The following is a 21,193-nucleotide window of genomic DNA, read 5'->3' on the forward strand; positions in this document are numbered from 1 at the left end:
GTGTAACGATGGTCTACTATTTTGAACTGGAAGTACAGGAGGAACAACAATGGAACAAACAATAAATAAACAGGGGCGCCCGCCCTATGGAATAATAGCGATCTTGATGATTGGCGCTTTTATAGCATTTTTGAATAATACATTGCTAAATATCGCCCTTCCATCAATAATGACGGATTTAAAAGTGGAACCGTCCACGGTACAATGGCTTACCACGGGGTTCATGCTTGTGAACGGAATCCTTATCCCAGCCACAGCCTACCTTATTCAGAAGTACTCGGTCAGAAGGCTGTTCCTGGCTGCCATGGTTCTGTTTGCGATTGGAACTATCATTGCCGGTACGGCGCATGTTTTCCCCGTACTCCTGACGGGAAGGATGCTGCAGGCATCAGGGTCGGCTATCTTAATGCCGCTGTTAATGAATGTTATGCTTGTCAGCTTCCCAATTGAAAAGCGTGGGACTGCCATGGGTGTTTTCGGGCTAATCCTGATGTTTGCTCCCGCGATTGGACCGACTTTGTCAGGATGGATTATCGAGCATTATGATTGGCGGATGCTTTTCCACTTTGTGACGCCAATTGCGATTACCATCATTCTGATTGGCTTTTTCCTTCTTAAGGATAAAAAAGAGAAGGTCAATATGCGGCTCGATTTCCTTTCTCTAATTATGTCAAGCATCGGATTCGGCGGTATTTTATACGGGTTCAGCTCGGCAGGAAGCAAAGGCTGGGACAGCCCGTGGGTATACGGAACAATTGCAGTAGGGGTCGTTTCTCTGACAGTATTTATATTGCGTCAGCTCAAACTTGAGAAGCCGTTTCTTAACTTCCAGGTGTATCGCTTCCCTGCCTTCGCACTGGCTTCGGGAATCTCCATGTCTGTTAATATGGCGCTGTTTTCAGGGATGATTCTTCTTCCTATTTATGTACAGACATTAAGGGGGATTTCGCCGATGGATGCGGGTTTGATGCTTATGCCAGGAGCAATCCTTATGGCCGTGATGTCGCCTATAACTGGACGCCTTTTTGATAAAATAGGCGGCAGAATCCTAGCGATCATAGGCCTGTCCATCATTGTAATAACAACCTTTGACTTTAGCCGGCTTACCTTGGAGACTTCCTATACCCATTTGATTATCCTATATACGGTCCGCAGTGTTGGGATGTCGATGGTGATGATGCCTGTTTCCACGAACGGCCTTAATCAGCTCCCGCCTCGCTTGTATCCGCACGGAACCGCGATGAACAATACAATGAACCAGGTGGCTGGTGCAATTGGCACAGCCCTTCTAGTTACGATTATGACGAACAGAACGGAATCCCAGGCAAAAGAGCTTGGCCAGGAAGCAATGAAGAAACTGACCGAGCAGCCGACGCCGGAAGTACTCGCACAAATAAAGCAGCAGGTTTTGGCAGAAGCAATGCTGCATGGAATTAACTTTGCGTTCTTTGTTGCGACATTTATTGCCGCTGTATCCCTGGTACTCGCTTTCTTCATCAAACGGGCAACGCAGGCGGAAGATCCCCTTGAGGCTTCCAAGGTTGCCAACTAAAACAAACATTATCTTTTACACTTTAGCAGCCGGTAAATTCCGGCTGCTTTTTTCATAAAATCTCAGGGGGTAAACCTTGAAAACAGGCATGCATCCTGGGTTAGTTTTTTGGGCCGAGAGAAAAAGGTTGACACTATACCTGTAGGGGTATTATGATATGGATGTCAACAGGCAGTACTTTTGCGGAAGGGGAATGCCAGCGTGTTCATCTATACAGTGTCCGCTATAGGAGCGGGCCTTCTATACATGCTTTATAAAAGATATGTCCCTGTCTTGGGAGTTCCTTGCAGGGAAGATTTTTCGGATCAGTTGGATTCAAATGATATACTGTTGGATATACGCGATTATAATGTTGCTTCAAAAAATCCGATTAACGGATCCTATTCAATACCGGCTGCTTATTTACTCCGGTATATGGAGGAAATACCAGGGAAACAGGTGCACATTGTCGCATCGGACCGTCTGGAGAAAAATTGGGCAATAAGGGTATTACGAAAAAAGGGCTATCGTGTAATTGGCTATTCATTGGCCGGCTGCGGATGCCAGTAAAGAGGAGGGAAAACCGATGAACTATGACGACCAAATGAAAAACAGAGTGAAGAGAATGGAAGGGCAGCTGCGGGGGATTCTTAAGATGATGGATGAGGATAAAGATTGTAAAGAGGTCATAACGCAATTATCCGCTGTACGCTCGGCAGTCGATAGAACCATCGGCGTCATTGTCAGTTCAAATCTTGTGGAGTGTGTGCTCGATGCCGAAAAGAATGGCCAACGAACAGACCAAATCATTCAGGAAGCTGTTAATCTTCTTGTCAAAAGCCGTTAAAAAATAAAAGGGTGGATCACCCTCTTTTATTTTAAATTTATTAATACCCATAGGGGTAGATGTATATAATTTAAGAGGAGGAAAAACAATATGGAATCAACAAAAATCCTTGATGCAAAAGGACTGGCATGTCCAATGCCAATTGTAAAAACGAGAAAGGAAATGAAGGAACTGGATGCTGGACAAGTGCTGGAAGTACATGCGACAGACAAAGGATCCAAAGCAGATCTAACCGCCTGGGCGGCATCAACTGGCAATAAAGTTGTGAAGGAAGAAGAAGTAAATGGCGTATTTAAGTTCTGGATTAAAAAAGGATAAATTTTTTTGATAGTTAATATACCCTGCGGGGTAAAAAGGAAAGGGGAAGTTTAGAAAAGATGGAGAAGAAGAAAACGACAATTGTCCTCTTTAGCGGGGACTATGATAAAGCAATGGCAGCTTACATTATCGCAAATGGGGCAGCTGCATACGATCATGAAGTGACAATTTTCCATACCTTTTGGGGATTGAATGCGCTGCGGAAGGATGAGCCGATCCAGGCAAAAAAGGGCTTCATTGAAAAAATGTTTAGCAAAATGATGCCTAGGGGGGCAGATAGGCTTGGCCTTTCGAAAATGAACTTTGCTGGAATGGGTCCAAAGATGATAAAGGAAGTGATAAGGAAGCATAATGCAATGACACTTCCGCAGTTGATTGAGATGGCCCGCGAGCAGGATATTAAGCTGATCGCCTGCACGATGACAATGGATTTGCTTGGCCTTACAGAACAAGAACTGCTCGATAATATTGAATATGCCGGGGTCGCCGCGTATCTTGGCGAAGCAGAAGAAGGCAATGTCAATCTGTTTATTTAATCTGTCAGGAGGTATTTGAATGGACACTGTAAAATGGGCCGTCCTCTTCATTATTGTTGTTTTTCTTATAAAACAATTTGTCCCGGTAAAAGGGGTCCGAAACATCGGAACTGAGGAATTAAAAGCCATATTGAAGGATAAAGCCATCCAATTCATTGATGTAAGGACTCCGGGAGAGTATGGGGCGCGCCGTATCCGGGAGTTTAAAAATATCCCGCTTCACGAGCTTGCCCAGAAAGCGCCACAACTGAATAAGGAACGAGAAGTTGTCGTCATTTGCCAAAGCGGAATGCGGAGCAGTAAAGCAGCCAGACAGTTGAAGAAGCTCGGTTTTAAAAAGATTACAAATGTAAAAGGCGGTATGAGTGCCTGGTCATAATTTTGCAAATAGGGAGAGAAATCGACATGAATGAACTAACACCTAAAGAATTGGAACAGCTACTGGCTGATGGGAAAAGCATGAATATTATTGATGTGCGCGAGACGGATGAAGTGGCCCAGGGGAAAATTCCCGGAGCTGTCAACATCCCGCTTAGCCTCATAGAATTCAGGATGAACGAACTTGATAAATCAAAAGAATATGTGATGGTCTGCCGTTCAGGCGGGCGCAGCGGCAGGGCATGCCAATTCCTCGAAAGCTACGGTTTCAAAACGATAAACATGGCCGGCGGCATGCTTGCATGGGATGGAAAAACCGAATAACTATCAACAGAGATATTTCAAGGAGATGAATGTCATTGATTAAAGCAGATGTACAACTGGATGCAAAGGGACTCGCTTGCCCAATGCCGATAGTCAGAACGAAGAAAGCGATCGCGAATCTTGGAGAAGGCATGGTGATTGAGGTCGAGGCGACCGACAAAGGCTCAAAGGCAGACTTGAAGGCGTGGGCAGAGAGCACTGGCAACCAATATCTCGGCACCATCGAGGAGGGGGGAATCTTAAGGCATTACTTGAGGAAATCCTCCACAGAAGATAAAGAGGAAAGAAGCTTCCCTGATACGATCAGTAATGAAGAGCTGGAGCAAATGCTGAATGCCAAAGAACCAGTGGTAATTCTTGATGTCCGGGAAGAAGCGGAGTTTGCATTCGGGCATATACCGGGTGCGGTTAATATTCCACTTGGTGAACTGGATAGCCGGCAAGGAGAACTGGACAGTGAAAAATTGATTGTGGTGATTTGCCGGACCGGAACCAGGAGTGACCTTGCGTCTCAAAAGCTGGCTGAAAAAGGGTTCGGGAAGGTAAGGAATGTACTACCTGGGATGAGCGGGTGGAAGGGAAAAACTGAAAGCATATGAATATCATTTTGAGGTTGTCCCGCAGCTAATAGAGTGCAGGATACCTCAAAAATTTTCTTCTAAAAAATACGGTAGGGGGTATAAATATGTCGGTAAATGCAATGACAGCAAGAGAAGTCACAAAAAAGATTATTAACAAAGAGCCATTATTCATCCTTGATGTCCGTAACGAAGCGGATTATAAAGACTGGAAAATTGAGGGGCAGCAATTCACTCACTTGAACATCCCGTATTTCGACCTTTTGGATGGGGTGGAGGAAGTGCTGCGACAACTGCCGGAAGACAAGGAAGTCCTCGTTGTTTGTGCAAAAGAAGGATCATCCATTATGGTTGCCGATATGCTTTCAGAAGCGGGCAGGGATGTTTCCTATCTGGCAGGCGGGATGAAGGCATGGAGCGAGTATCTTGAACCAATAAAGGTTGGCGATTTGAAAAGCGGTGGAGAGCTATACCAGTTCGTAAGGATCGGTAAAGGCTGCCTTTCTTACATGGCTGTATCCAATGGGGAAGCGGCTATTATTGACGCGACAAGGATGACAGATGTTTATCTTGATTTTGCAAAAGAGATTGGCGTGAGTATCACGCATGTTTTCGATACGCACTTGCATGCCGACCATATATCAGGGGGAAGAAGGATTGCAGAAGAAACGGGAGCTGCCTATTGGCTTCCGCCGAAGGATGCGACAGAAGTAACGTTCGATTACGAGCCGCTTGTCGATGGAAATGAAGTAAAGATTGGGAATACAACCATTAGTTTTACCGCCCTGTATTCCCCTGGACATACGATTGGGTCGACTTCCTTCGTCATTGATGGCAGTTACCTTCTATCCGGTGACATTCTGTTCATCGATTCGATTGGACGCCCCGACCTCGCCGGTATGGCGGAAGACTGGGTTTCAGATCTCAGGGAATCGCTTTACAATCGTTACAGAAAACTGCCTGAAGAATTGATTGTTCTGCCTGCCCATTTCATGATCATTGACGAACTGAATGAAGATGGGAGTGTCGGCAAGAAACTTGGCGAGCTGTTTGCAGATAACCATGGCCTTAATATAGAGGATGAGGGGGAATTCAGAAGGCTTGTCACGGAAAATCTTCCTCCCCAGCCTCATTCCTACCAGGAAATCCGCCAGACGAATATGGGCAAAATGACTCCTGACCTGGAACAGCAGCGCGAAATGGAAATTGGCCCGAACCGCTGCGCCGTACGCTAGGAGATGATGATAATGGACTTTTCTTTTATTATCACCATTTTCCTGATTGGCTTTATCGGCTCTTATATTTCCGGAATGCTGGGGATTGGCGGGTCGATTATTAAGTATCCGATGCTCCTATACATTCCGCCGCTATTTGGCATGGCCGCATTCACTGCCCATGAGGTTTCCGGCATTTCCGCTGTTCAGGTGCTGTTCGCCACAATTGGCGGGGTATGGGCTTACCGGAAAGGCGGTTACTTGAATAAAACCCTGATTATTTATATGGGGATGAGCATATTGGCCGGGAGCTTTATCGGCGGATATGGTTCCAAGCTTATGCCGGAGGATGGGATAAACCTAGTTTATGGAATCCTTGCTTTGATAGCTGCGGTGATGATGTTCGTTCCAAAGAAAGGGATTGATGAAATCCCGCTCGACAAAGTGAAATTCAATAAATGGCTGGCAGCAATCCTTGCCCTGATTGTCGGGATTGGTTCAGGTATTGTCGGGGCGGCGGGAGCCTTTCTCTTGGTTCCGATCATGCTCGTCGTTCTTAAAATCCCGACAAGAATGACTATTGCCTCGTCACTTGCGATTACTTTTATTTCATCAATAGGGGCTACCATTGGCAAAGTCACAACCGGGCAGGTCGATTATCTTCCGGCCACGGTGATGATCATTGCCAGCCTGATTGCCTCCCCGCTAGGAGCTGTGGCAGGCAAAAAGATGAACACGAAAATGCTCCAAATCATCCTGGCGGTACTCATCTCCGTGACGGCAATTAAAATTTGGATCGATATCTTGTGAAAAACGGCAGCCCCAAATAAGTGGGCTGCCGTTTTCAGCTATTAATCACAGATTTGTTTTTGCAGGAAGTTTCTTATTCAGCAGCCTGAAGATTTTCAAAGACAGCTGAATCTGAAGGAGTTCCTCCGCACTTTTTAAATCTGTATCCATAATTTCCTTTATTTTTTCAATCCGATAAATCAAAGTATTCCTGTGCAAGTACATGGCCTTGGCCGTCTCACTGATATTCTGGTTGTTATGAAAGAAGTTTTCGAGCGTCTCAATAAAGCTTGTCCCATGAGTATGGTCATATTCATAGACCTTGCCAAGGCGTTTCAGGAAGAACTCTTCCATCTTCTGATTGTTAATATTCGAATCCAGGAAATGATAAATCGAGTGATCTTCAAAGTGGGAAACTCCGCCTTCATCGCTGAATTTCCCCATCAATCGGACCGCTTCGTTCGCCTCGGTGAAGCTTTTATGAATGGATTGGATTTTCTCATACTGCCGGCCAATCCCAATTGCCATCGTTGAATTTTTTAACTGTTTTTCAAATATCTTATAAATTTCATTGCCGTAATGTTTAGCATCATTGACAGAAAGTGGAGGCCTTTGTGTACTTTGGCCGATTAAGATAATAATGTTATTATTTCTGTAAAAGCAAGTGACCTCGCCAGGAGCGATACTGGCATATTCATAGACAAGTTCAACACATTTTTTCGCAGTCTGTTCCATTTGGACCCTTTTGGCGACCAAGTCTTCTAATTTATCCGTTTTTTCCGTTTCCACTGTCATGACGATACAGTGATAACGATAATTTGGATTCAACCCGTGTAAGTTGCACAGAGTCTGGATTGAGTCGATTGAAGTGATTTTACCAGTCAAAAGATCGTCGAAGAAATCGGAGCGTATCTTCATTTTTACTTCCTCGATCTCTCTGGCTTTTATCATTTCAAGGACGGTGATGGTGGATGCCTGCTCAAGGATGATGTAATCAAATTCGCCTAGCTCCCTGACAGTCTGCCAGACAACAATATAGCCATATAACCGATTGGAGGCGGCAACAGGAAGGATCCGGCATTTCACATCCAGATTATCCACCTTGTAATTACGCTTAATTGATTTCTTCATTTCCTTGATATTGTCGGGAATTGATTCGATAAACTCTTTGTTGAAGACCGGGCGGTTCTTCGTTAGATTCAGGCAATATTCCAAGGGTACAGGATTATTCGGATGTTCGGTATAATGGATTAGCCGCCAATCCCGGTCTACAGCTATAATTGGGTTATTGATCGTCCCGGAAAGCAGGCTGGAGATTCTGTCAATTCCTCCGCCTTCCAATGTTACCCGGAAGAAGAGGTTATGAATATCGAGCGTTTTCCGGTTCAGCAGATCATATCGGCCTGAGGCTTTTTCATTAATGATGGAAATAACTTTGGATAGTGTGTATTCAAAAGGAAGTTCAATCAACGGCATTCCCAGCCTGTTCGCTTCATCAATCATCCTTTGTGGAAGCCTGTCAAAATAGCGCCTCATTTTTACAACGAGGCCAGCGCAATTGATTTCCGACAGTTCTTTTATGACCTGTGTCTGATATTCAATATTGTCTTTGAAAATATAGCCGGTCGATAAAAGAAGTTCATTCGGTGATAGCCAGTCAAAAGAATCAGGATTTTCAATAATATTAACGAGAGAAATTTCGTTATCAAGTCCCGCCTCGCCGGCAACAATTTTTAAACCGTCAAGAGCTTTTATATTAAATAGTTCTCTTACTTTTAACATGAAGGTAGACCCCCTAAACAGTGTCTGTCATCTCTCATTGTACACCTTGCACAATGGAAATCAATGAAATTTGGAATAAGGGGATAATGCCCTGATTGGGTGCCCAACCCTCGGAAATATTTTGCAAATAGAGTGAAAGTAAGGGGTTTCGGTAAGAAGCAATTGTAATCTATATAGGTTGATCTTAATAATTACACCCTTTAAGTTAAAGAACTGGTTGATTGGAGCTCAGGCATGTAGACTCCTGCGGGATAGAGCAGCAAGGGGAGACCCCACAGGAGCTTTGCTCCGAGGAGGCTCCACTGGTGCCCCGCGGAAAGCGAAATGCCCGGAGCGGAAAACAACCACCTCGTTCCGTTTGAAAACTAATATTTATTTCAACCTGTATAAAGAGTAAAAACCAGCCAATTCTTTGAAAGACGAGGTGGAACTATGTTTAAAGCCATTTCTGGTGATAATAGTTTTATTGAAAAAATAGAAAATACATATTTTAACGGAAAGGTCCACAGTACTTTTGAAAGGACCATCAATATAACAGACTCCGAAACCGATGAGATGTACACACTTGCGACAAGAGAAGTGGACAATGCACCGAATACAATCATCACTGATATCCCAGGCTTCAGTAGATTTGGGTTAAAGCCGGGAGACGAGGTTATTACAGAGGGAAGCATTATGACAGTCGCGCAGCGGCTATCTGTTGATATTGAGAATGTAGAGAAATGGTCATGCATTCTCCCCGAATTCCCAAATGATTTTAACCATGTTTCAAAAAACCTTTCCGTATTGCGGGAACATCTGCGCATTTTAGGAAAAACAGGCGGAATGCTTATAGATCCCGATGAGGGAGGCTTTTTTGAAAAAGAACTTTCAAGATTGTTGGAGACCAGGTCTGAAACACTCGTAAAAAACCTTCTGGATGGCAAAATAGAAGAGGCATTTGAGTCGGCGGAAGGGTTAATAGGACTGGGCAGGGGGCTTACTCCTTCGGGAGATGATTTTTTGTCCGGCGTGATTGCAACCTTTAACATTCCTGGCTGCCCAGCTGGAGATTTTTATGAATTTGGCAGGAGGGTTGTTCATTCGGCACTGGATAAAACCAATCCTATCAGCTGGTGGGCGCTTGAGAAGTCATCATATGGTCAAGTAAGGGAATCGATCGCCTTTCTCATCCAGGCAATTTTATATGGAGATGAAGAAACGCTTCCGCGCTATCTCGAAAAGGTGCTGAGTATTGGCTCAACGTCAGGGACCGATATTGGTTTCGGGCTATTGGCAGGAATAGAAATCAATTTAGTTGCAGGAGAGAAGAAGTGATTTAAAATAAATCGTCTGTAAGGTAATTCAATATGTTCAAAACAGTGATGCCATTGTGCATCTTGTTTAAAAAATAGGACTGGGGTCTGTCAAAATTGGCAGACCCTTATTTTGTTCTGAGGCGGGGTGAATGATAGGCGGATATGTGCTACAATGAGTGAGGTTTTAATATTTGGAATTCATGAGAAAAACTTACTTATTTTCTTAATTATATAGAGGTGGAATAATGAACAAAAAGTGGTGGAAAGAAAGCGTTGCTTACCAGGTTTACCCGAGAAGCTTCATGGACAGCAATGGAGACGGGATAGGAGATTTGAAGGGAGTGACAGCAAAACTAGATTACTTAAAGGATCTAGGAATAGATGTCATCTGGCTGTCACCGATGTATAAATCACCGAATGATGATAACGGCTATGATATTTCCGATTACCAGGATATTATGGAAGAATTCGGGACGATGGCGGATTTTGATGAGCTTCTCGATGAAGCCCATAAGAGGGGGATGAAAATGATCCTCGATCTTGTTATCAATCATACGAGTGATGAGCATCCATGGTTTATCGAGTCCCGGTCTTCGAAGGATAACCCGAAACGCGATTGGTATATTTGGCGGGACGGCAAGGACGGGAATGAGCCCAACAACTGGGAGTCCATTTTCAGTGGTTCGGCCTGGAAGTATGATGAAACTTCAGGCCAGTACTTCATGCATCTCTTTTCCGAAAAACAGCCTGATTTGAACTGGGAAAACCCTGAGGTCAGAGAGGCGCTATATGGAATGGTGAACTGGTGGCTGGAAAAAGGAATTGACGGCTTCAGGGTCGATGCCATTTCCCATATAAAAAAGGAGCCAGGTTTGCCAGACATGCCTAATCCGGATAACCTTGACTATGTTCCGTGTTTTGAATACATGATGAACGTCAACGGAATTGATGAATTCCTTTCCGAGCTGTCACGTGAAACCATAAAAAACTATGACGTCATGACGGTCGCCGAAGCAAATGGCGTCCGCCTGGTCGATGCCGATAAATGGGTCGGCGAGGAAAATGGCTACTTTAATTTGATTTTCCAGTTCGAGTTTTTGGACTTGTGGGATAAGAAAACAAAGGATTCAGTAGATGTCGTCGCTTTAAAGCGGGTTCTTTCGAAATGGCAGAAGGGGCTTGAGGGAAGAGGCTGGAATGCGCTCTTTATCGAAAACCATGATCAACCGCGGCGCGTCTCAAGCTGGGGAAATGACCAGAGATACTGGAAGGAAAGCGCCAAAGCGCTTGGCGCGATGTATTTTTTGATGAAAGGGACGCCATTCATCTATCAGGGGCAGGAAATCGGCATGACAAATGTTAAATTCCCGTCCATTGAAGATTACGATGATGTGGGAATGATAAATTACTATAAGATAGAACGGGAAAAAGGACGGCCCCACGAGGAAATAATGGAAGTGATTTGGAAGCGGGGAAGGGACAATTCCAGGACCCCAATGCATTGGGATTCAACCCATATGGGCGGTTTTACTACTGCTGATAAAACCTGGCTGGGAATCAATCCGAATTACCTGGACATCAATGTGGAAAGCCAGCTTGCCGATGAGGATTCCATCCTGAACTTCTATAAGAAGATGATCAGGCTTAGAAAGGAATATCCGCTGTTTGTTTATGGGCAATACCAGCTTTACCATCCGAACCATCCGAAGCTATTTGTTTACACCCGCACGCTTGGGAGGCAAAGGGCGATTGTAATCTGCAATATTCACGGAACTCCGACCAGATTTAAGTTGCCGACTTCCATTATCTATAAATCAAGTGAACTGGTACTTCAAAACTATGAAACCCGGGATGCCCGCTTAAGAAGGGAATTTACGCTGAAGCCTTTTGAAACAAGAGTTTATTTCCTTAAATAAGGAGGAAACAAGAAAATGGCAGATTCAGTGAAAGAAATTTACTGGTCAGTTTTTGAAAACAGGATTGGACCGATGCTGCTTGGCGTAACGGATAGAGGGCTATGCTATGTTGGCACCCCGGGCCGGGCGTTTGATGAGCTTGAGAATTGGGCTCGAAAAAACTATAAAAATCCCGTTCTTGTAGAAAATGATGAAGCGGTAAAGCCGTATAAGGCGGAGCTGGCTGATTATCTTGAAGGGAGAAAGCAGTTCTTTTCCTGCGAATTGGATTTTAAGGGCTCTCCATTCCAGGAAAGTGTCTGGGCGACATTGGGACAAATTCCATACGGACGAACGGCTTCCTATAGTGACATTGCCCATTTAATCGGAAAGCCCTCCGCTGTCCGTGCCGTCGGATCAGCCATTGGAGCCAATCCCGTCTTGATGGCCATCCCTTGCCATCGCGTCATTGGCAAAAGCGGAGCGATAACCGGCTACCGCGGCGGGTTGGAGATGAAACAGTTCCTCCTTCAGCTAGAAGCAGCCGGCACTCCGTAAGATTTTCTAAAAGGCAGAGACCAGAAATTACGGTCTCTGCCTTTTTAGTAAGGCTTGAGTCTTAGTGTAAAATATGGCAGGAGGCTGTATCTAATCCATATTTCCTACGTTATGATTAAGGTATCATGATGACTGGGGGAGTTTTGGATGAAAAAGTTGGTCGGAGGTTTAGTGGTGGCAGCCATTTTAATTTTCGCCGCCCGATTCGCACTTGGGGCTATTATCGGCGGGAATAATCACTCAGATATCCATGTTGATAAGGATAAGGTGAAAAGTTTGGAAGTTGCGCTGGATGTGGGAGTGGGCAAGCTTTCAGTTACCGGCGGGGCGGATGAATGGCTGGAAGGGACGATCGATCATGAGGATTCAAGGTACAAACCGCGTGTATCCTATAAGCGTTCCGGCAAGGAAGGCCGGATAAAAGTAACTCAGGAAAAAAAGGGTTTTGGAAATTTCCACTTTGGCAAAGCAGATAATGACTGGAACCTTTCCTTGAATGATGATGTGCCGATAGATTTAAGAGTTGATGCTGGGGTATCGGATGCGAGCCTCGATTTGCGTGGACTTAAATTGGCCAACCTTGATGTTGATGCAGGTGTGGGCGACGTTGAAATTAACCTGGCCGGGGAATGGAAAGACGGTTTTAAGGCTAACGTCCAAATGGGAGTCGGCAAAACGACAATTATTTTGCCGAAAGATACTGGGGTAAAAGTGATCGCAGATAAAGGCATTGGCAAAATAAACATTGACGGATTTACCAAGAAAGGTGATAACGTTTATGTAAATGATGCATTCGAGGATGCGAAAACCATCATTATTGTGAATGCCGAACTGGGTATTGGAGATGCGAACTTCATATTGAAGTGAATGAAAGGCAGGCCGATCAATTGGCCTGCCTCCGTTCATATATAGATGTCCCCGTTAAAGGAGGGATTCGGCGCCGTCAATATATATTTCTGTGCCGGTGATGTGGTTTGAAAGGTTTGATGCCAGGAAGAAAACAAGGTCGGCTACCTGCTCGGGCTTGCCCGAAGCGTTTTCCAGCGGCTGATTTCCTTCGGGATATTCCACTGGAATCGTAATCTTTTCAAGCTGGTCCTGTTCCCTAAACGTGCTTTCCTCAATATTTGTCTCAATGGCGCCAGGACAGATCGTATTGACCCTTATTTTATAGCTTGCCAGTTCAAGGGCGGCCATCCGTCCAAAGCCTGCCTGGCCGATTTTCGATGTACTATAAGCAGACATTCCGAAATTTTTATAAATGCGGTTTCCATTAATGGAACTGGTGATAATGATGCTGCCACCCTGCTTTTTCATATAAGGAATGGCATATTTCACGGTCAGGAACGTGCCCTTGAGATTGGTAGTAATCGTTTCATCCCATTCCTCAGGTTCCAAATCCTCGATTGGCGCGACCACTCCGTTTATTCCGGCATTCGCAAATACAATATCAATCTGTCCAAATTCACCGAATGCATCTGAAAATGCCTTTTTTACCTCCTCGGGTTTTGACACATCACATTCAACGATCATCGCTTTCCCGTCTTTCTTCTCAATAATTGCCTTTACCTCTTCGGCATCTTCCTTTTTTAAATCCACCAGTGCGACACTTGCGCCTTCACTGGCAAGCTTAAGGGCCGAAGCGCGCCCAATCCCGGAGCTTGCCCCGGTCACCAACGCAACTTTTCCATCAAGGTACCCCATAGTCATCCCCCTCTACATTAATAACTCTCTACATCTATCCCCATTTTTCCGCGAAGGAAACATCGCCCAAGGAATGATATTAACAGGGACAAATTCTTTTAGTGAAACAAAAAAGAGTGATAACCCGTCAGTTTAGACGAGTATAATAAATAGCAGATACTTACAAAAGGTCCTGAAGAAAGGATAGGGGAAACATGGCTGAGGTGATTAAGCGCGACAGTATGCTTTTATACTTGGTTTTTTCAATTATTTTTATGGAATTTATTTTTAGAATGGGTACACAGGAAACCTTCAACACTAGGGATTTTATTTTAACGATTATCTTTAACCTTGCCTTGTCACTGTTTTTTTATTTTCTGATCAGCTTTACATCCGGGAAAGCCGCCCACATCCTCGGGATTGTCATCCTCGGGATCATTACATGCCTTTATATCTCACAGTTTGTTTATTTCCGTTTTTTCAAAACCTTTTATAGCATCTACTCGGTCGGAAACGGCGGGCAAGTATTGGAATTCTGGAAAGATATTTACAACCATTTGATTGGCCAATTACAGTGGCTGATTCCTATGCTACTCCCGTTGCTTGTTTTCGCTTTCTTTGGCAAAAAAATTATCTCATTTCAAAAGTATGACAAGTTGAACAGGCTTTCCATTCTCGGCTGTTTTATCATTGCCCAGCTTGCTGGGCTTGGCACTGTCTACGCAAGCGGTAAAGAAATGAATTCAGCCTATGACCTTTATTATAGAAGCAGCATGCCGCTTCTTTCTGTTGAAAAGCTTGGACTAATAACGACAATGAGAGTTGATTTGCAGCGGCTTATAACAGGGTGGGCCCCGCAAATCGACCTTCCTGCAAAAAACACCCAAGTAATAGGTTCGGATTTACTGCCAGGCCTGCCTGATATAGAGGAAAAGCCGCTTGAATACAATGTGATGGATATTGATTTTAAAGAATTGGTAGCAAATGAAAAAAATCAGGAAGTTAAAAATATGCATGCATATTTCAGTCAGGCACATCCAACGGAGAAAAATGAGCATACAGGGAAATTCAAGGGGTATAATCTTATCTTTATTACGGCTGAAAGCTTTTCTCCCTATGCGGTCCATAAGGAAATAACACCGACACTATATAAACTTGTCCACGAGGGTTACAATTTCAAGAATTTCTATAATCCGATTTGGGGGGTTAGCACCTCGGATGGTGAATATGTTGCCTGCACAGGGCTGTTGCCGAAAAGTGGAGTATGGAGTTTTCAAGAGTCGGGAGCGAACTATCTTCCTTTTGTGATGGGCAACCAGCTGAAGAAGCTAGGTTATGAAACGAAGGCTTACCACAATCACTCTTTCTCCTACTATAGAAGGGATTTATCACACCCTAATATGGGCTATGACTACAAAGGGCTTGGGAAGGGGCTTGCGGTTAAAAAAACATGGCCGGAATCTGATCTGGAAATGGTAGAAAAAACTGTTCCGGAATACATTGGAAACGAACCCTTCCATGCATATTACATGACTGTCAGCGGCCATATGCAGTATTCCTTTACAGGAAATTACATCGCCTGGAAAAATAAAAAGTTTGTCGACGGACTCCCTCTATCTGACCAGGCAAAGGCTTATATCGCCACCCAGGTAGAACTGGACAGGGCGCTGGAAAAGCTGCTGAAAGATTTGGAGGCAGCTGGAGTGGCGGATCGGACATTAATCGCGCTCAGTGCCGACCACTATCCGTATGGCCTGGAGGAGAAGACGATTGATGAACTGGCCGGGCATAAAGTGGAAAAAAATTTCGAAATTTTTAAGAGTCCGTTCATTTTATATGCAAAAGGAATGGAACCTGAAGTCATTGACAAGCCAGTTTCTAGCTTGGATATCATACCGACTCTTTCAAATCTGCTCGGGCTGGAATTTGACTCAAGGCTTCTGATGGGCACTGATATTTTTTCTGCCGCTCCTCCTTTGGTTGTATTTTTGAATAAAAGTTTTATTACAGAGAAGGGCAGTTTCAATTCTGTCACCGGGGAATTTAAACAGTCGGGAGCAGGGAATGTGGATCAAAACTATATTAAAGCTATTTCCTCCGTTGTCCAGGAAAAATTTTATTTCTCAGCCAAAATCCTGGAAACGGATTATTATCAAAAATTGTTCAATCCTTAAAGTTGTTGATTAAGGGCAATTGGCCCAAACTGGGACCATTGTCCTTTTTTTTGTCATATTTTAATAATTCGGTCATATTTGTTGTGTGCTTTGTCGACAAGAACTAGTAAAATTCGGTAAAATGGAACCACATGGTTATTGATTGGTCTGCCGCAGGAAGAATCATGGTAAGGATCCGGCAGGGTGATTCTGGAAAAGTGAATTCCCGAATAGAGGAGGGATTATGATGTCCAGTAGCAGCCAGCTTTTTGGCAGCGAACACCATTACGTTGATTTTGATCCGGATCAATTAATAGATTTATTTTTTAATTGTACCCCGGATGGGTTTGCTATCGTGGACATGGATAATCGTTTTGTTAAAGTCAATCCGATGTATTGCAGGATTTTCGGATATGAAGAGCATGAAATTATTGGCCGGGATCTGAATGATTTCATCCATTCGGAACGGGTAAGGCTAATCATTGAAGAAGTGAAACAGGGCAGGACTTTTACAAACGTTAAATTCCAGCGGTTCCGTAAAGATGGCCAATTGATTGATACGGCCGTTTCCTATTCCCCATTCCGTAATGCCAAAGGCGATATCATCGCTGTCATCGGCATAGTCCGGGACATTACAGAATCGAAAATCCTGGAAAGAGAACTTGAAAAAACGAGGGAACTATACAGGCTGATCACTGAAAACACGAGTGATTTGATCAGTATCTTTACGAATACAAAGGAACGGAATTTTATTTTTGCTTCTCCCTCTCACGAAAAGTTGTTTGGACTGCCGCCATCGGCAATTGTCGGAAAAAGCCTCCTTGGTTGTATTGGCCCGGAGGATGCAGTGCATTTTGAAATGCTTTTGGAAAGATATAAACAAACAGGTGAACCAATCCTATTCGAAAAAGAATTAAAATTGCCCACAGGTAAAATTGCCTATCTTGAATACAATATATCGCCTACTTATAATGACAAAAATGAGATTGAAACATTTGTCGCCGTCGCCAGGAATGTCACTGACCGGGTTAATAATGAAAACGCGCTCCGAAATCTGGACCGCCTTTCCATTATCGGCCAACTCGCCGCAGGGGTAGCGCATGAAATCAGAAATCCCCTAACCTCGCTGAAGGGATTTTCCAAGCTTCTGCAAAATGATACTTCGAGGGAGAAACAGGAACAATACCTTGATATCATCCGCAATGAACTGGATCGGATCGATATGATCGTCAATGAATTCATGTCATTGGCAAAACCCCAGGCCATCCAATTCATTAAGGTTAGTTTAATCTCAATTATTGAAAGTACAATCAATATCCTTCAGCCTCAGGCGATGCTCCACAATGTGCAAATAAAAACAGACTATCCGGCAGAAGATATTGAATTGCTATGCAGCCCCAACCAACTGAAGCAGGTTTTTGTGAATTTCATTAAAAATGCCATCGAGGCGATGCCGGAAGGCGGAAATGTATTTATCAAGGTCCGCAGGCTGCATATCCGTACCGTCCTGATTACGTTTACTGATGAAGGGACAGGCATAGATCCGGATTTGGTCCAGTTTCTTGGGACACCGTTCTATACGACAAAGGACAAAGGAATTGGCCTCGGTCTGACCGTCAGCAATAAAATTGTCCAGGAACATAAAGGCAAAATGAAAATTGACAGCCAGGCGGGAATTGGCACGACCATCAGCGTGGAATTGGAATGCCTGGAACCGAATACAAAGGCGCATGGATAACCCCATGCGCCTTTGTTATTTGCTTTTGCGAATTAAAACTATTTTCCCTGGTAGGATTTTTCGAGCTCATCAATCAATGAACCGACAAAGGAAACAGCCGTACGGATTGGCTCCGGAGACGACATGTCCACTCCGGCATGCTTCATCAGCTCTAGCGGTTTCATCGTTCCGCCCGCGCGGAGGACCTCAAGCCAGCGGTCCACTGCCGGCTGCCCTTCCTCTTTTATTAGCTGGGCAGCAGCCGTTGAGGCAGTCAGACCGGCGGAATAAGTATATGGATACAAGCCCATATAGTAATGCGGCTGCCGCATCCAGGTGAGGCTGGCTCCTTCATCAAGCACGACACTGTCACCCCAGAACTCGGCAAGTACTTTGCCTTTCATTTCGGATAGAGTTTTAGCGGTCAGTGCCTCGCCTTTTTCGGCAAATGCATATACCCTGCGCTGGAATTCCCCTTCAAGCAAGTGAGTGACGAAATTGTGGTAATAAGTACTCAGCAATTGAAGAATGACCCAACGGCGCATCTGCTGATCTTCGCTGCCGTCCATCAGATGCTGGGCCAGCAGCAGTTCATTCATTGTTGATGGGGCTTCAATGAAGTACATTGAAGGCCTTGTATTCATGATTCTCTGCTCTTTATTGGCCAGGTAAAAATGTCCGGCATGTCCGTATTCATGGGCTAGTGTAAAAGCGCCGCGCATATTATTTTGCCAGGTAATCAAAATATACGGATGGGCTCCGTAAGGGCTTGAACAAAATGCCCCTGTCGATTTCCCTATGTTATCGGCCAAATCAACCCATCTTTCTTCAAATCCTTTTTGCATAATTGCGCTGTATTCCGGTCCCATGACTTTCAGTGATTCGATGATCAGCTTGCTTGCTTCTTCATAGGTGGTTTCCGGATTGAAGTCCGGATCCATTGGTGCCTTCAAGTCGCAGAATTGAAGTTCCTCAAGCCCGAGGACATCCTTTTTCAGCTTTGCAAACCGGCGCATATGCGGCGCCAGTTCATTGAAGATGATATCGAGCTGATTGTTATACATCTCCATCGAAACCTGTTGAGGCTCGAGCAGCATTTCTGTAACGGAGCCGTAGTTTCGGAGACGGGCAAGCGCTACCTGCTTTTTTACTTCCGTTGCATAAGTGCCTGCAATTGTATTTGTATACCGTTTTAAGGTTTTGACAAAAGAGTGATAAGCTTTCCTGCGGATTTCAGTATTGGCGGAAAACTCGTATCTGTTTTCAAATAAAGCGAATGACACAGGCAGTTCATTTCCTTGTTCATCGGTGATGGATTCAAACTCCATGTCGGCCAGCTTGCTTAAATTATAGATGGCGTATGGGGCGCCCTGTAATTCGCCGAGAGCCGCCAAAGCTTCTTCAGTCTCAGGTGAAAGCCGGTGCTTTTTCGTTTTAAGCAATTCTTCCAATGTTCTTCGGAAAGGCTTGAGTCCAGGCTCATCACTCATATACGTTTCCACCAGTGTTTCCGGCAAGGAAAGAATTTCTGAATCGATGAATGATAATGCCGCATTAACCGAAGTCCTTACCTGGCCGGCTTTTCCGGAATTCGCCTGATTGACCGGATCTGTACCGTCTGCAGATTGCTTCAGGTTTGCATATGTGGTGATCTTAATCAATTTCATGAAAAGCTTTTCTTGCGCTTCCAAACATTTAAGGAGCACAGAAGCACTCTTCCCCAGATTGCCCCTGAAATCTGAAAATACCTTCAAATCCTCTGAAACACTAAGTAAGTCATTTTCCCATTCAGCATCACTTTGGTACAAAACAGACAAATCCCAAGTCAAATCCACAGGAACCTCCGAACGCACCAACCGCTTTTCCGTTGTCTTAGCCACCACATAACCCCCCAATAAATTTCGTATTACTAAATATTTCTCATTATAGCAGAATGATGCAGAGGTCGGTTCCAATGCTTCATAACTTTTTAAAAAATTTCGAAAAAATATCTTTTCTTAAGTCTTGACCTTTACGTTGCGTAAAGGTGTAAAGTGGAAAGTAAGGAGGGAAACGGAATGGAATACACAGTGCAAAAACTGGCTAAAATGGCAGGCATCAGTCCTAGGACGTTAAGGTATTATGATGAAATTGAAATCCTGAAGCCGGCAAGGATTAGTTCATCAGGCTACCGGATTTATGGGGAGATCGAGATTAATAAATTGCAGCAAATCCTGTTTTACAGGGAGCTTGGCGTTTCATTGGAGGACATCGGGAAGATCGTCAATTCCCCTTCGTTTGATGGGACAGCGGCACTGCGGGACCACCGTGATAAACTCCTTGAAAAAAAGCGGCAGCTGGATCGGCTTCTTGCCAATGTGGAAAAAACACTTTTAGCAGCCGAAGGAGGCACAACCATGGAAGACAAAGAAAAATTTGAAGGCTTTAAGCAAAAAATGATAGACGAAAATGAGGAAAAGTACGGAAAAGAAATTCGTGAGAAATACGGGGAAGAGGCGGTCGAGCAATCTTATGCACAGCTGAAAGGGATGACGCCTGAACAGCATAAGGAAGTGGAGGAACTAGCAGAAGAAATCCAGCGGACATTGGCGGAAGCCTTCGCAACAGGAAATCCGGCCGGGGAACTTGCCCAAAAAACAGCTGGCCTTCACAAGAAGTGGCTGTCATTTTACTGGGGAAGCTACAGCAAAGAAGCTCATGCCGGCCTTGCCCAGATGTATGTGGACGACGAAAGGTTCAGGCAGTATTATGACAAAGACCAGCCGGGCAGCGCTGAGTTTCTGCGGGATGCTATCCATATTTACACAGGGGTGAAAAACTGAATCGTTTTGCAAACTTGCAATAGCCTAGGTCTCCTCTTGAAATTCTAACTTCAGAGGAGATTTTTTTGCTTAGAATCCATAGTTCATCATTCACTTTGGACTTAGAGCCCGAACGCCGGTTGTCGGAAAGTCCTTCGGGCACTAAAGGCTTATTTAGAGCCCGAACAGCAGTTGTCGGAAGGTTCTTCGGGCACTAAAGGCTTATTTAGAGCACGAACGCCGGTAGTCGGAAGGTTCTTCGGGCACTAAAGGCTTACTTAGAGCCCGAACGCCGGTAGTCGGAAGGTCCTTCGGGCACTAAGGGCTTACTTAGAGCCCGAACGCCGGTTGTCGGAAGGTTCTTCGGGCACTAAAGGCTTACTTAGAGCCCGAACGCCGGTTGTCGGAAGGTCCTTCGGGCACTAAAGGCTTATTTAGAGCCTGAACGCCGGTTGTTGTCGGAAGGTCCTTCGGGCACTAAAGGCTTACTTAGAGCCCGAACGCTGGTTGTCGGAAGGTTCTTCGGGCACTAAAGGCTTACTTAGAGCCCGAACGCCGGTTGTCGGAAGGTCCTTCGGGCACTAAAGGCTTACTTAGAGCCCGAACGCTGGTTGTCGGAAGGTCCTTCGGGCACTAAAGGCTTACTTAGAGCCCGAACGCCGGTTGTCAGCCGCCCCTTCGGGCACTAAAAGTGTGCCGAAAAACAGCTGGCTGCCGATTTAAAATTCCCCCCAAAAAAATAAAAGTTGAAAATTTTGAAAACATGAGCGAACATGAATTTAGAGAATAAC

At 44.6% G+C, this 21,193-nt stretch carries 19 protein-coding genes and 1 pseudogene; 17 read left to right on the plus strand and 3 right to left on the minus strand.

Annotated elements, in window-relative coordinates:
• The first annotated feature begins 49 nt into the window (after positions 1-49).
• The 10 genes and pseudogenes from BN1002_RS03060 to BN1002_RS03105 all read left to right on the plus strand — a co-directional run bounded on the left by BN1002_RS03060 (position 50) and on the right by BN1002_RS03105 (position 6,536).
• On the plus strand, positions 50-1,552 hold the full coding sequence (locus BN1002_RS03060) for a DHA2 family efflux MFS transporter permease subunit (protein WP_048823574.1): 1,503 nt from the start codon (positions 50-52) through the stop codon (positions 1,550-1,552).
• A 201-nt stretch (positions 1,553-1,753) separates the two neighbouring features.
• Complete coding sequence (locus BN1002_RS03065; protein WP_231574966.1) at positions 1,754-2,101, plus strand: rhodanese-like domain-containing protein; 348 nt, start codon at positions 1,754-1,756, stop codon at positions 2,099-2,101.
• 16 nt (positions 2,102-2,117) lie between these two features.
• A complete protein-coding gene (locus BN1002_RS03070; protein WP_048823575.1) occupies positions 2,118-2,378 on the plus strand; it encodes a metal-sensitive transcriptional regulator in 261 nt (86 codons plus the stop codon).
• A 90-nt stretch (positions 2,379-2,468) separates the two neighbouring features.
• Positions 2,469-2,696: a sulfurtransferase TusA family protein gene (locus tag BN1002_RS03075; RefSeq protein ID WP_048823576.1), complete on the plus strand. Its 228-nt coding sequence runs from the start codon at positions 2,469-2,471 to the stop codon at positions 2,694-2,696.
• A 59-nt stretch (positions 2,697-2,755) separates the two neighbouring features.
• Complete coding sequence (locus tag BN1002_RS03080) at positions 2,756-3,232, plus strand: DsrE/DsrF/DrsH-like family protein (protein WP_048823577.1); 477 nt, start codon at positions 2,756-2,758, stop codon at positions 3,230-3,232.
• Between the two features lie 19 nt (positions 3,233-3,251).
• A complete protein-coding gene (locus tag BN1002_RS03085) occupies positions 3,252-3,611 on the plus strand; it encodes a rhodanese-like domain-containing protein (RefSeq protein ID WP_048823578.1) in 360 nt (119 codons plus the stop codon).
• Between the two features lie 26 nt (positions 3,612-3,637).
• A complete protein-coding gene (locus tag BN1002_RS03090) occupies positions 3,638-3,934 on the plus strand; it encodes a rhodanese-like domain-containing protein (protein ID WP_048823579.1) in 297 nt (98 codons plus the stop codon).
• A 29-nt stretch (positions 3,935-3,963) separates the two neighbouring features.
• On the plus strand, positions 3,964-4,533 hold the full coding sequence (locus BN1002_RS03095) for a sulfurtransferase TusA family protein (RefSeq protein ID WP_048823580.1): 570 nt from the start codon (positions 3,964-3,966) through the stop codon (positions 4,531-4,533).
• 40 nt (positions 4,534-4,573) lie between these two features.
• Positions 4,574-5,747 (plus strand): annotated as a pseudogene (locus tag BN1002_RS03100) (MBL fold metallo-hydrolase).
• A 12-nt stretch (positions 5,748-5,759) separates the two neighbouring features.
• Positions 5,760-6,536, plus strand: coding sequence for a sulfite exporter TauE/SafE family protein (locus tag BN1002_RS03105; RefSeq protein WP_048823582.1), 777 nt, complete (start codon positions 5,760-5,762; stop codon positions 6,534-6,536).
• 45 nt (positions 6,537-6,581) lie between these two features.
• Here BN1002_RS03105 and BN1002_RS03110 read toward each other — a convergent pair whose 3' ends face one another.
• Complete coding sequence (locus BN1002_RS03110; protein ID WP_048823583.1) at positions 6,582-8,297, minus strand: PucR family transcriptional regulator; 1,716 nt, start codon at positions 8,295-8,297, stop codon at positions 6,582-6,584.
• A gap of 432 nt (positions 8,298-8,729) precedes the next feature.
• On the opposite strand from BN1002_RS03110, the gene BN1002_RS03115 reads away from it, so the two are divergent.
• The 4 genes from BN1002_RS03115 (at position 8,730) to BN1002_RS03130 (ending at position 12,915) form a co-directional block, all read left to right on the plus strand.
• Entirely contained in the window at positions 8,730-9,614 is an 885-nt protein-coding gene (locus tag BN1002_RS03115; RefSeq protein ID WP_048823584.1) for an oxamate carbamoyltransferase subunit AllH family protein, read from the plus strand.
• Positions 9,615-9,840: 226 nt separating this feature from the next.
• Entirely contained in the window at positions 9,841-11,511 is a 1,671-nt protein-coding gene (locus tag BN1002_RS03120; RefSeq protein WP_048823585.1) for an alpha-glucosidase, read from the plus strand.
• Positions 11,512-11,526: 15 nt separating this feature from the next.
• Complete coding sequence (locus BN1002_RS03125; RefSeq protein ID WP_052445601.1) at positions 11,527-12,048, plus strand: methylated-DNA--[protein]-cysteine S-methyltransferase; 522 nt, start codon at positions 11,527-11,529, stop codon at positions 12,046-12,048.
• Positions 12,049-12,195: 147 nt separating this feature from the next.
• Positions 12,196-12,915, plus strand: a complete 720-nt coding sequence (locus tag BN1002_RS03130; RefSeq protein WP_048823586.1) for a toast rack family protein — start codon at positions 12,196-12,198, stop codon at positions 12,913-12,915.
• Positions 12,916-12,969: 54 nt separating this feature from the next.
• On the opposite strand, the gene BN1002_RS03135 is transcribed toward BN1002_RS03130, so the two are convergent.
• Positions 12,970-13,758, minus strand: a complete 789-nt coding sequence (locus tag BN1002_RS03135) for an SDR family oxidoreductase (protein WP_048823587.1) — start codon at positions 13,756-13,758, stop codon at positions 12,970-12,972.
• A 188-nt stretch (positions 13,759-13,946) separates the two neighbouring features.
• Between BN1002_RS03135 and BN1002_RS03140 the strand changes: the two genes are divergently transcribed.
• Together BN1002_RS03140 and BN1002_RS03145 are read left to right on the plus strand one after the other, a co-directional pair.
• Positions 13,947-15,905, plus strand: coding sequence for an LTA synthase family protein (locus BN1002_RS03140; RefSeq protein ID WP_052445602.1), 1,959 nt, complete (start codon positions 13,947-13,949; stop codon positions 15,903-15,905).
• A gap of 223 nt (positions 15,906-16,128) precedes the next feature.
• The gene (locus tag BN1002_RS03145) at positions 16,129-17,622 is read left to right on the plus strand and encodes a PAS domain-containing sensor histidine kinase (RefSeq protein ID WP_231574967.1); all 1,494 of its coding nucleotides are present in this window, start codon (positions 16,129-16,131) and stop codon (positions 17,620-17,622) included.
• Between the two features lie 38 nt (positions 17,623-17,660).
• Here the strand turns inward: BN1002_RS03145 and pepF are convergent, their stop codons facing one another.
• Positions 17,661-19,481, minus strand: coding sequence for an oligoendopeptidase F (gene pepF, locus BN1002_RS03150; RefSeq protein ID WP_048823589.1), 1,821 nt, complete (start codon positions 19,479-19,481; stop codon positions 17,661-17,663).
• A 177-nt stretch (positions 19,482-19,658) separates the two neighbouring features.
• Here pepF and BN1002_RS03155 point away from each other — a divergent pair, with 177 nt between their 5' ends.
• Positions 19,659-20,423 carry a MerR family transcriptional regulator gene (locus BN1002_RS03155; RefSeq protein WP_048823590.1) on the plus strand — a complete coding sequence of 255 codons (765 nt, stop codon included), beginning with the start codon at positions 19,659-19,661 and terminating at the stop codon, positions 20,421-20,423.
• The last annotated feature ends 770 nt before the right edge of the window (positions 20,424-21,193 follow it).

Source organism: Bacillus sp. B-jedd, assembly GCF_000821085.1.
In the GTDB taxonomy this organism is placed as follows: domain Bacteria; phylum Bacillota; class Bacilli; order Bacillales; family Cytobacillaceae; genus Bacillus_D.

What these genes read in the sequence shown, in the direction of transcription:
- BN1002_RS03060 (WP_048823574.1), top strand. Translation starts at nt 50, where the DNA reads ATGGAACAAACAATAAATAAACAGGGGCGCCCGCCCTATGGAATAATA.
- BN1002_RS03070 (WP_048823575.1), top strand. Translation starts at nt 2,118, where the DNA reads ATGAACTATGACGACCAAATGAAAAACAGAGTGAAGAGAATGGAAGGG.
- BN1002_RS03075 (WP_048823576.1), top strand. Translation starts at nt 2,469, where the DNA reads ATGGAATCAACAAAAATCCTTGATGCAAAAGGACTGGCATGTCCAATG.
- BN1002_RS03080 (WP_048823577.1), top strand. Translation starts at nt 2,756, where the DNA reads ATGGAGAAGAAGAAAACGACAATTGTCCTCTTTAGCGGGGACTATGAT.
- BN1002_RS03085 (WP_048823578.1), top strand. Translation starts at nt 3,252, where the DNA reads ATGGACACTGTAAAATGGGCCGTCCTCTTCATTATTGTTGTTTTTCTT.
- BN1002_RS03090 (WP_048823579.1), top strand. Translation starts at nt 3,638, where the DNA reads ATGAATGAACTAACACCTAAAGAATTGGAACAGCTACTGGCTGATGGG.
- BN1002_RS03095 (WP_048823580.1), top strand. Translation starts at nt 3,964, where the DNA reads ATGTCATTGATTAAAGCAGATGTACAACTGGATGCAAAGGGACTCGCT.
- BN1002_RS03105 (WP_048823582.1), top strand. Translation starts at nt 5,760, where the DNA reads ATGGACTTTTCTTTTATTATCACCATTTTCCTGATTGGCTTTATCGGC.
- BN1002_RS03110 (WP_048823583.1), bottom strand. Translation starts at nt 8,297, where the DNA reads ATGTTAAAAGTAAGAGAACTATTTAATATAAAAGCTCTTGACGGTTTA.
- BN1002_RS03115 (WP_048823584.1), top strand. Translation starts at nt 8,730, where the DNA reads ATGTTTAAAGCCATTTCTGGTGATAATAGTTTTATTGAAAAAATAGAA.
- BN1002_RS03120 (WP_048823585.1), top strand. Translation starts at nt 9,841, where the DNA reads ATGAACAAAAAGTGGTGGAAAGAAAGCGTTGCTTACCAGGTTTACCCG.
- BN1002_RS03125 (WP_052445601.1), top strand. Translation starts at nt 11,527, where the DNA reads ATGGCAGATTCAGTGAAAGAAATTTACTGGTCAGTTTTTGAAAACAGG.
- BN1002_RS03130 (WP_048823586.1), top strand. Translation starts at nt 12,196, where the DNA reads ATGAAAAAGTTGGTCGGAGGTTTAGTGGTGGCAGCCATTTTAATTTTC.
- BN1002_RS03135 (WP_048823587.1), bottom strand. Translation starts at nt 13,758, where the DNA reads ATGACTATGGGGTACCTTGATGGAAAAGTTGCGTTGGTGACCGGGGCA.
- BN1002_RS03140 (WP_052445602.1), top strand. Translation starts at nt 13,947, where the DNA reads ATGGCTGAGGTGATTAAGCGCGACAGTATGCTTTTATACTTGGTTTTT.
- BN1002_RS03145 (WP_231574967.1), top strand. Translation starts at nt 16,129, where the DNA reads ATGATGTCCAGTAGCAGCCAGCTTTTTGGCAGCGAACACCATTACGTT.
- BN1002_RS03155 (WP_048823590.1), top strand. Translation starts at nt 19,659, where the DNA reads ATGGAATACACAGTGCAAAAACTGGCTAAAATGGCAGGCATCAGTCCT.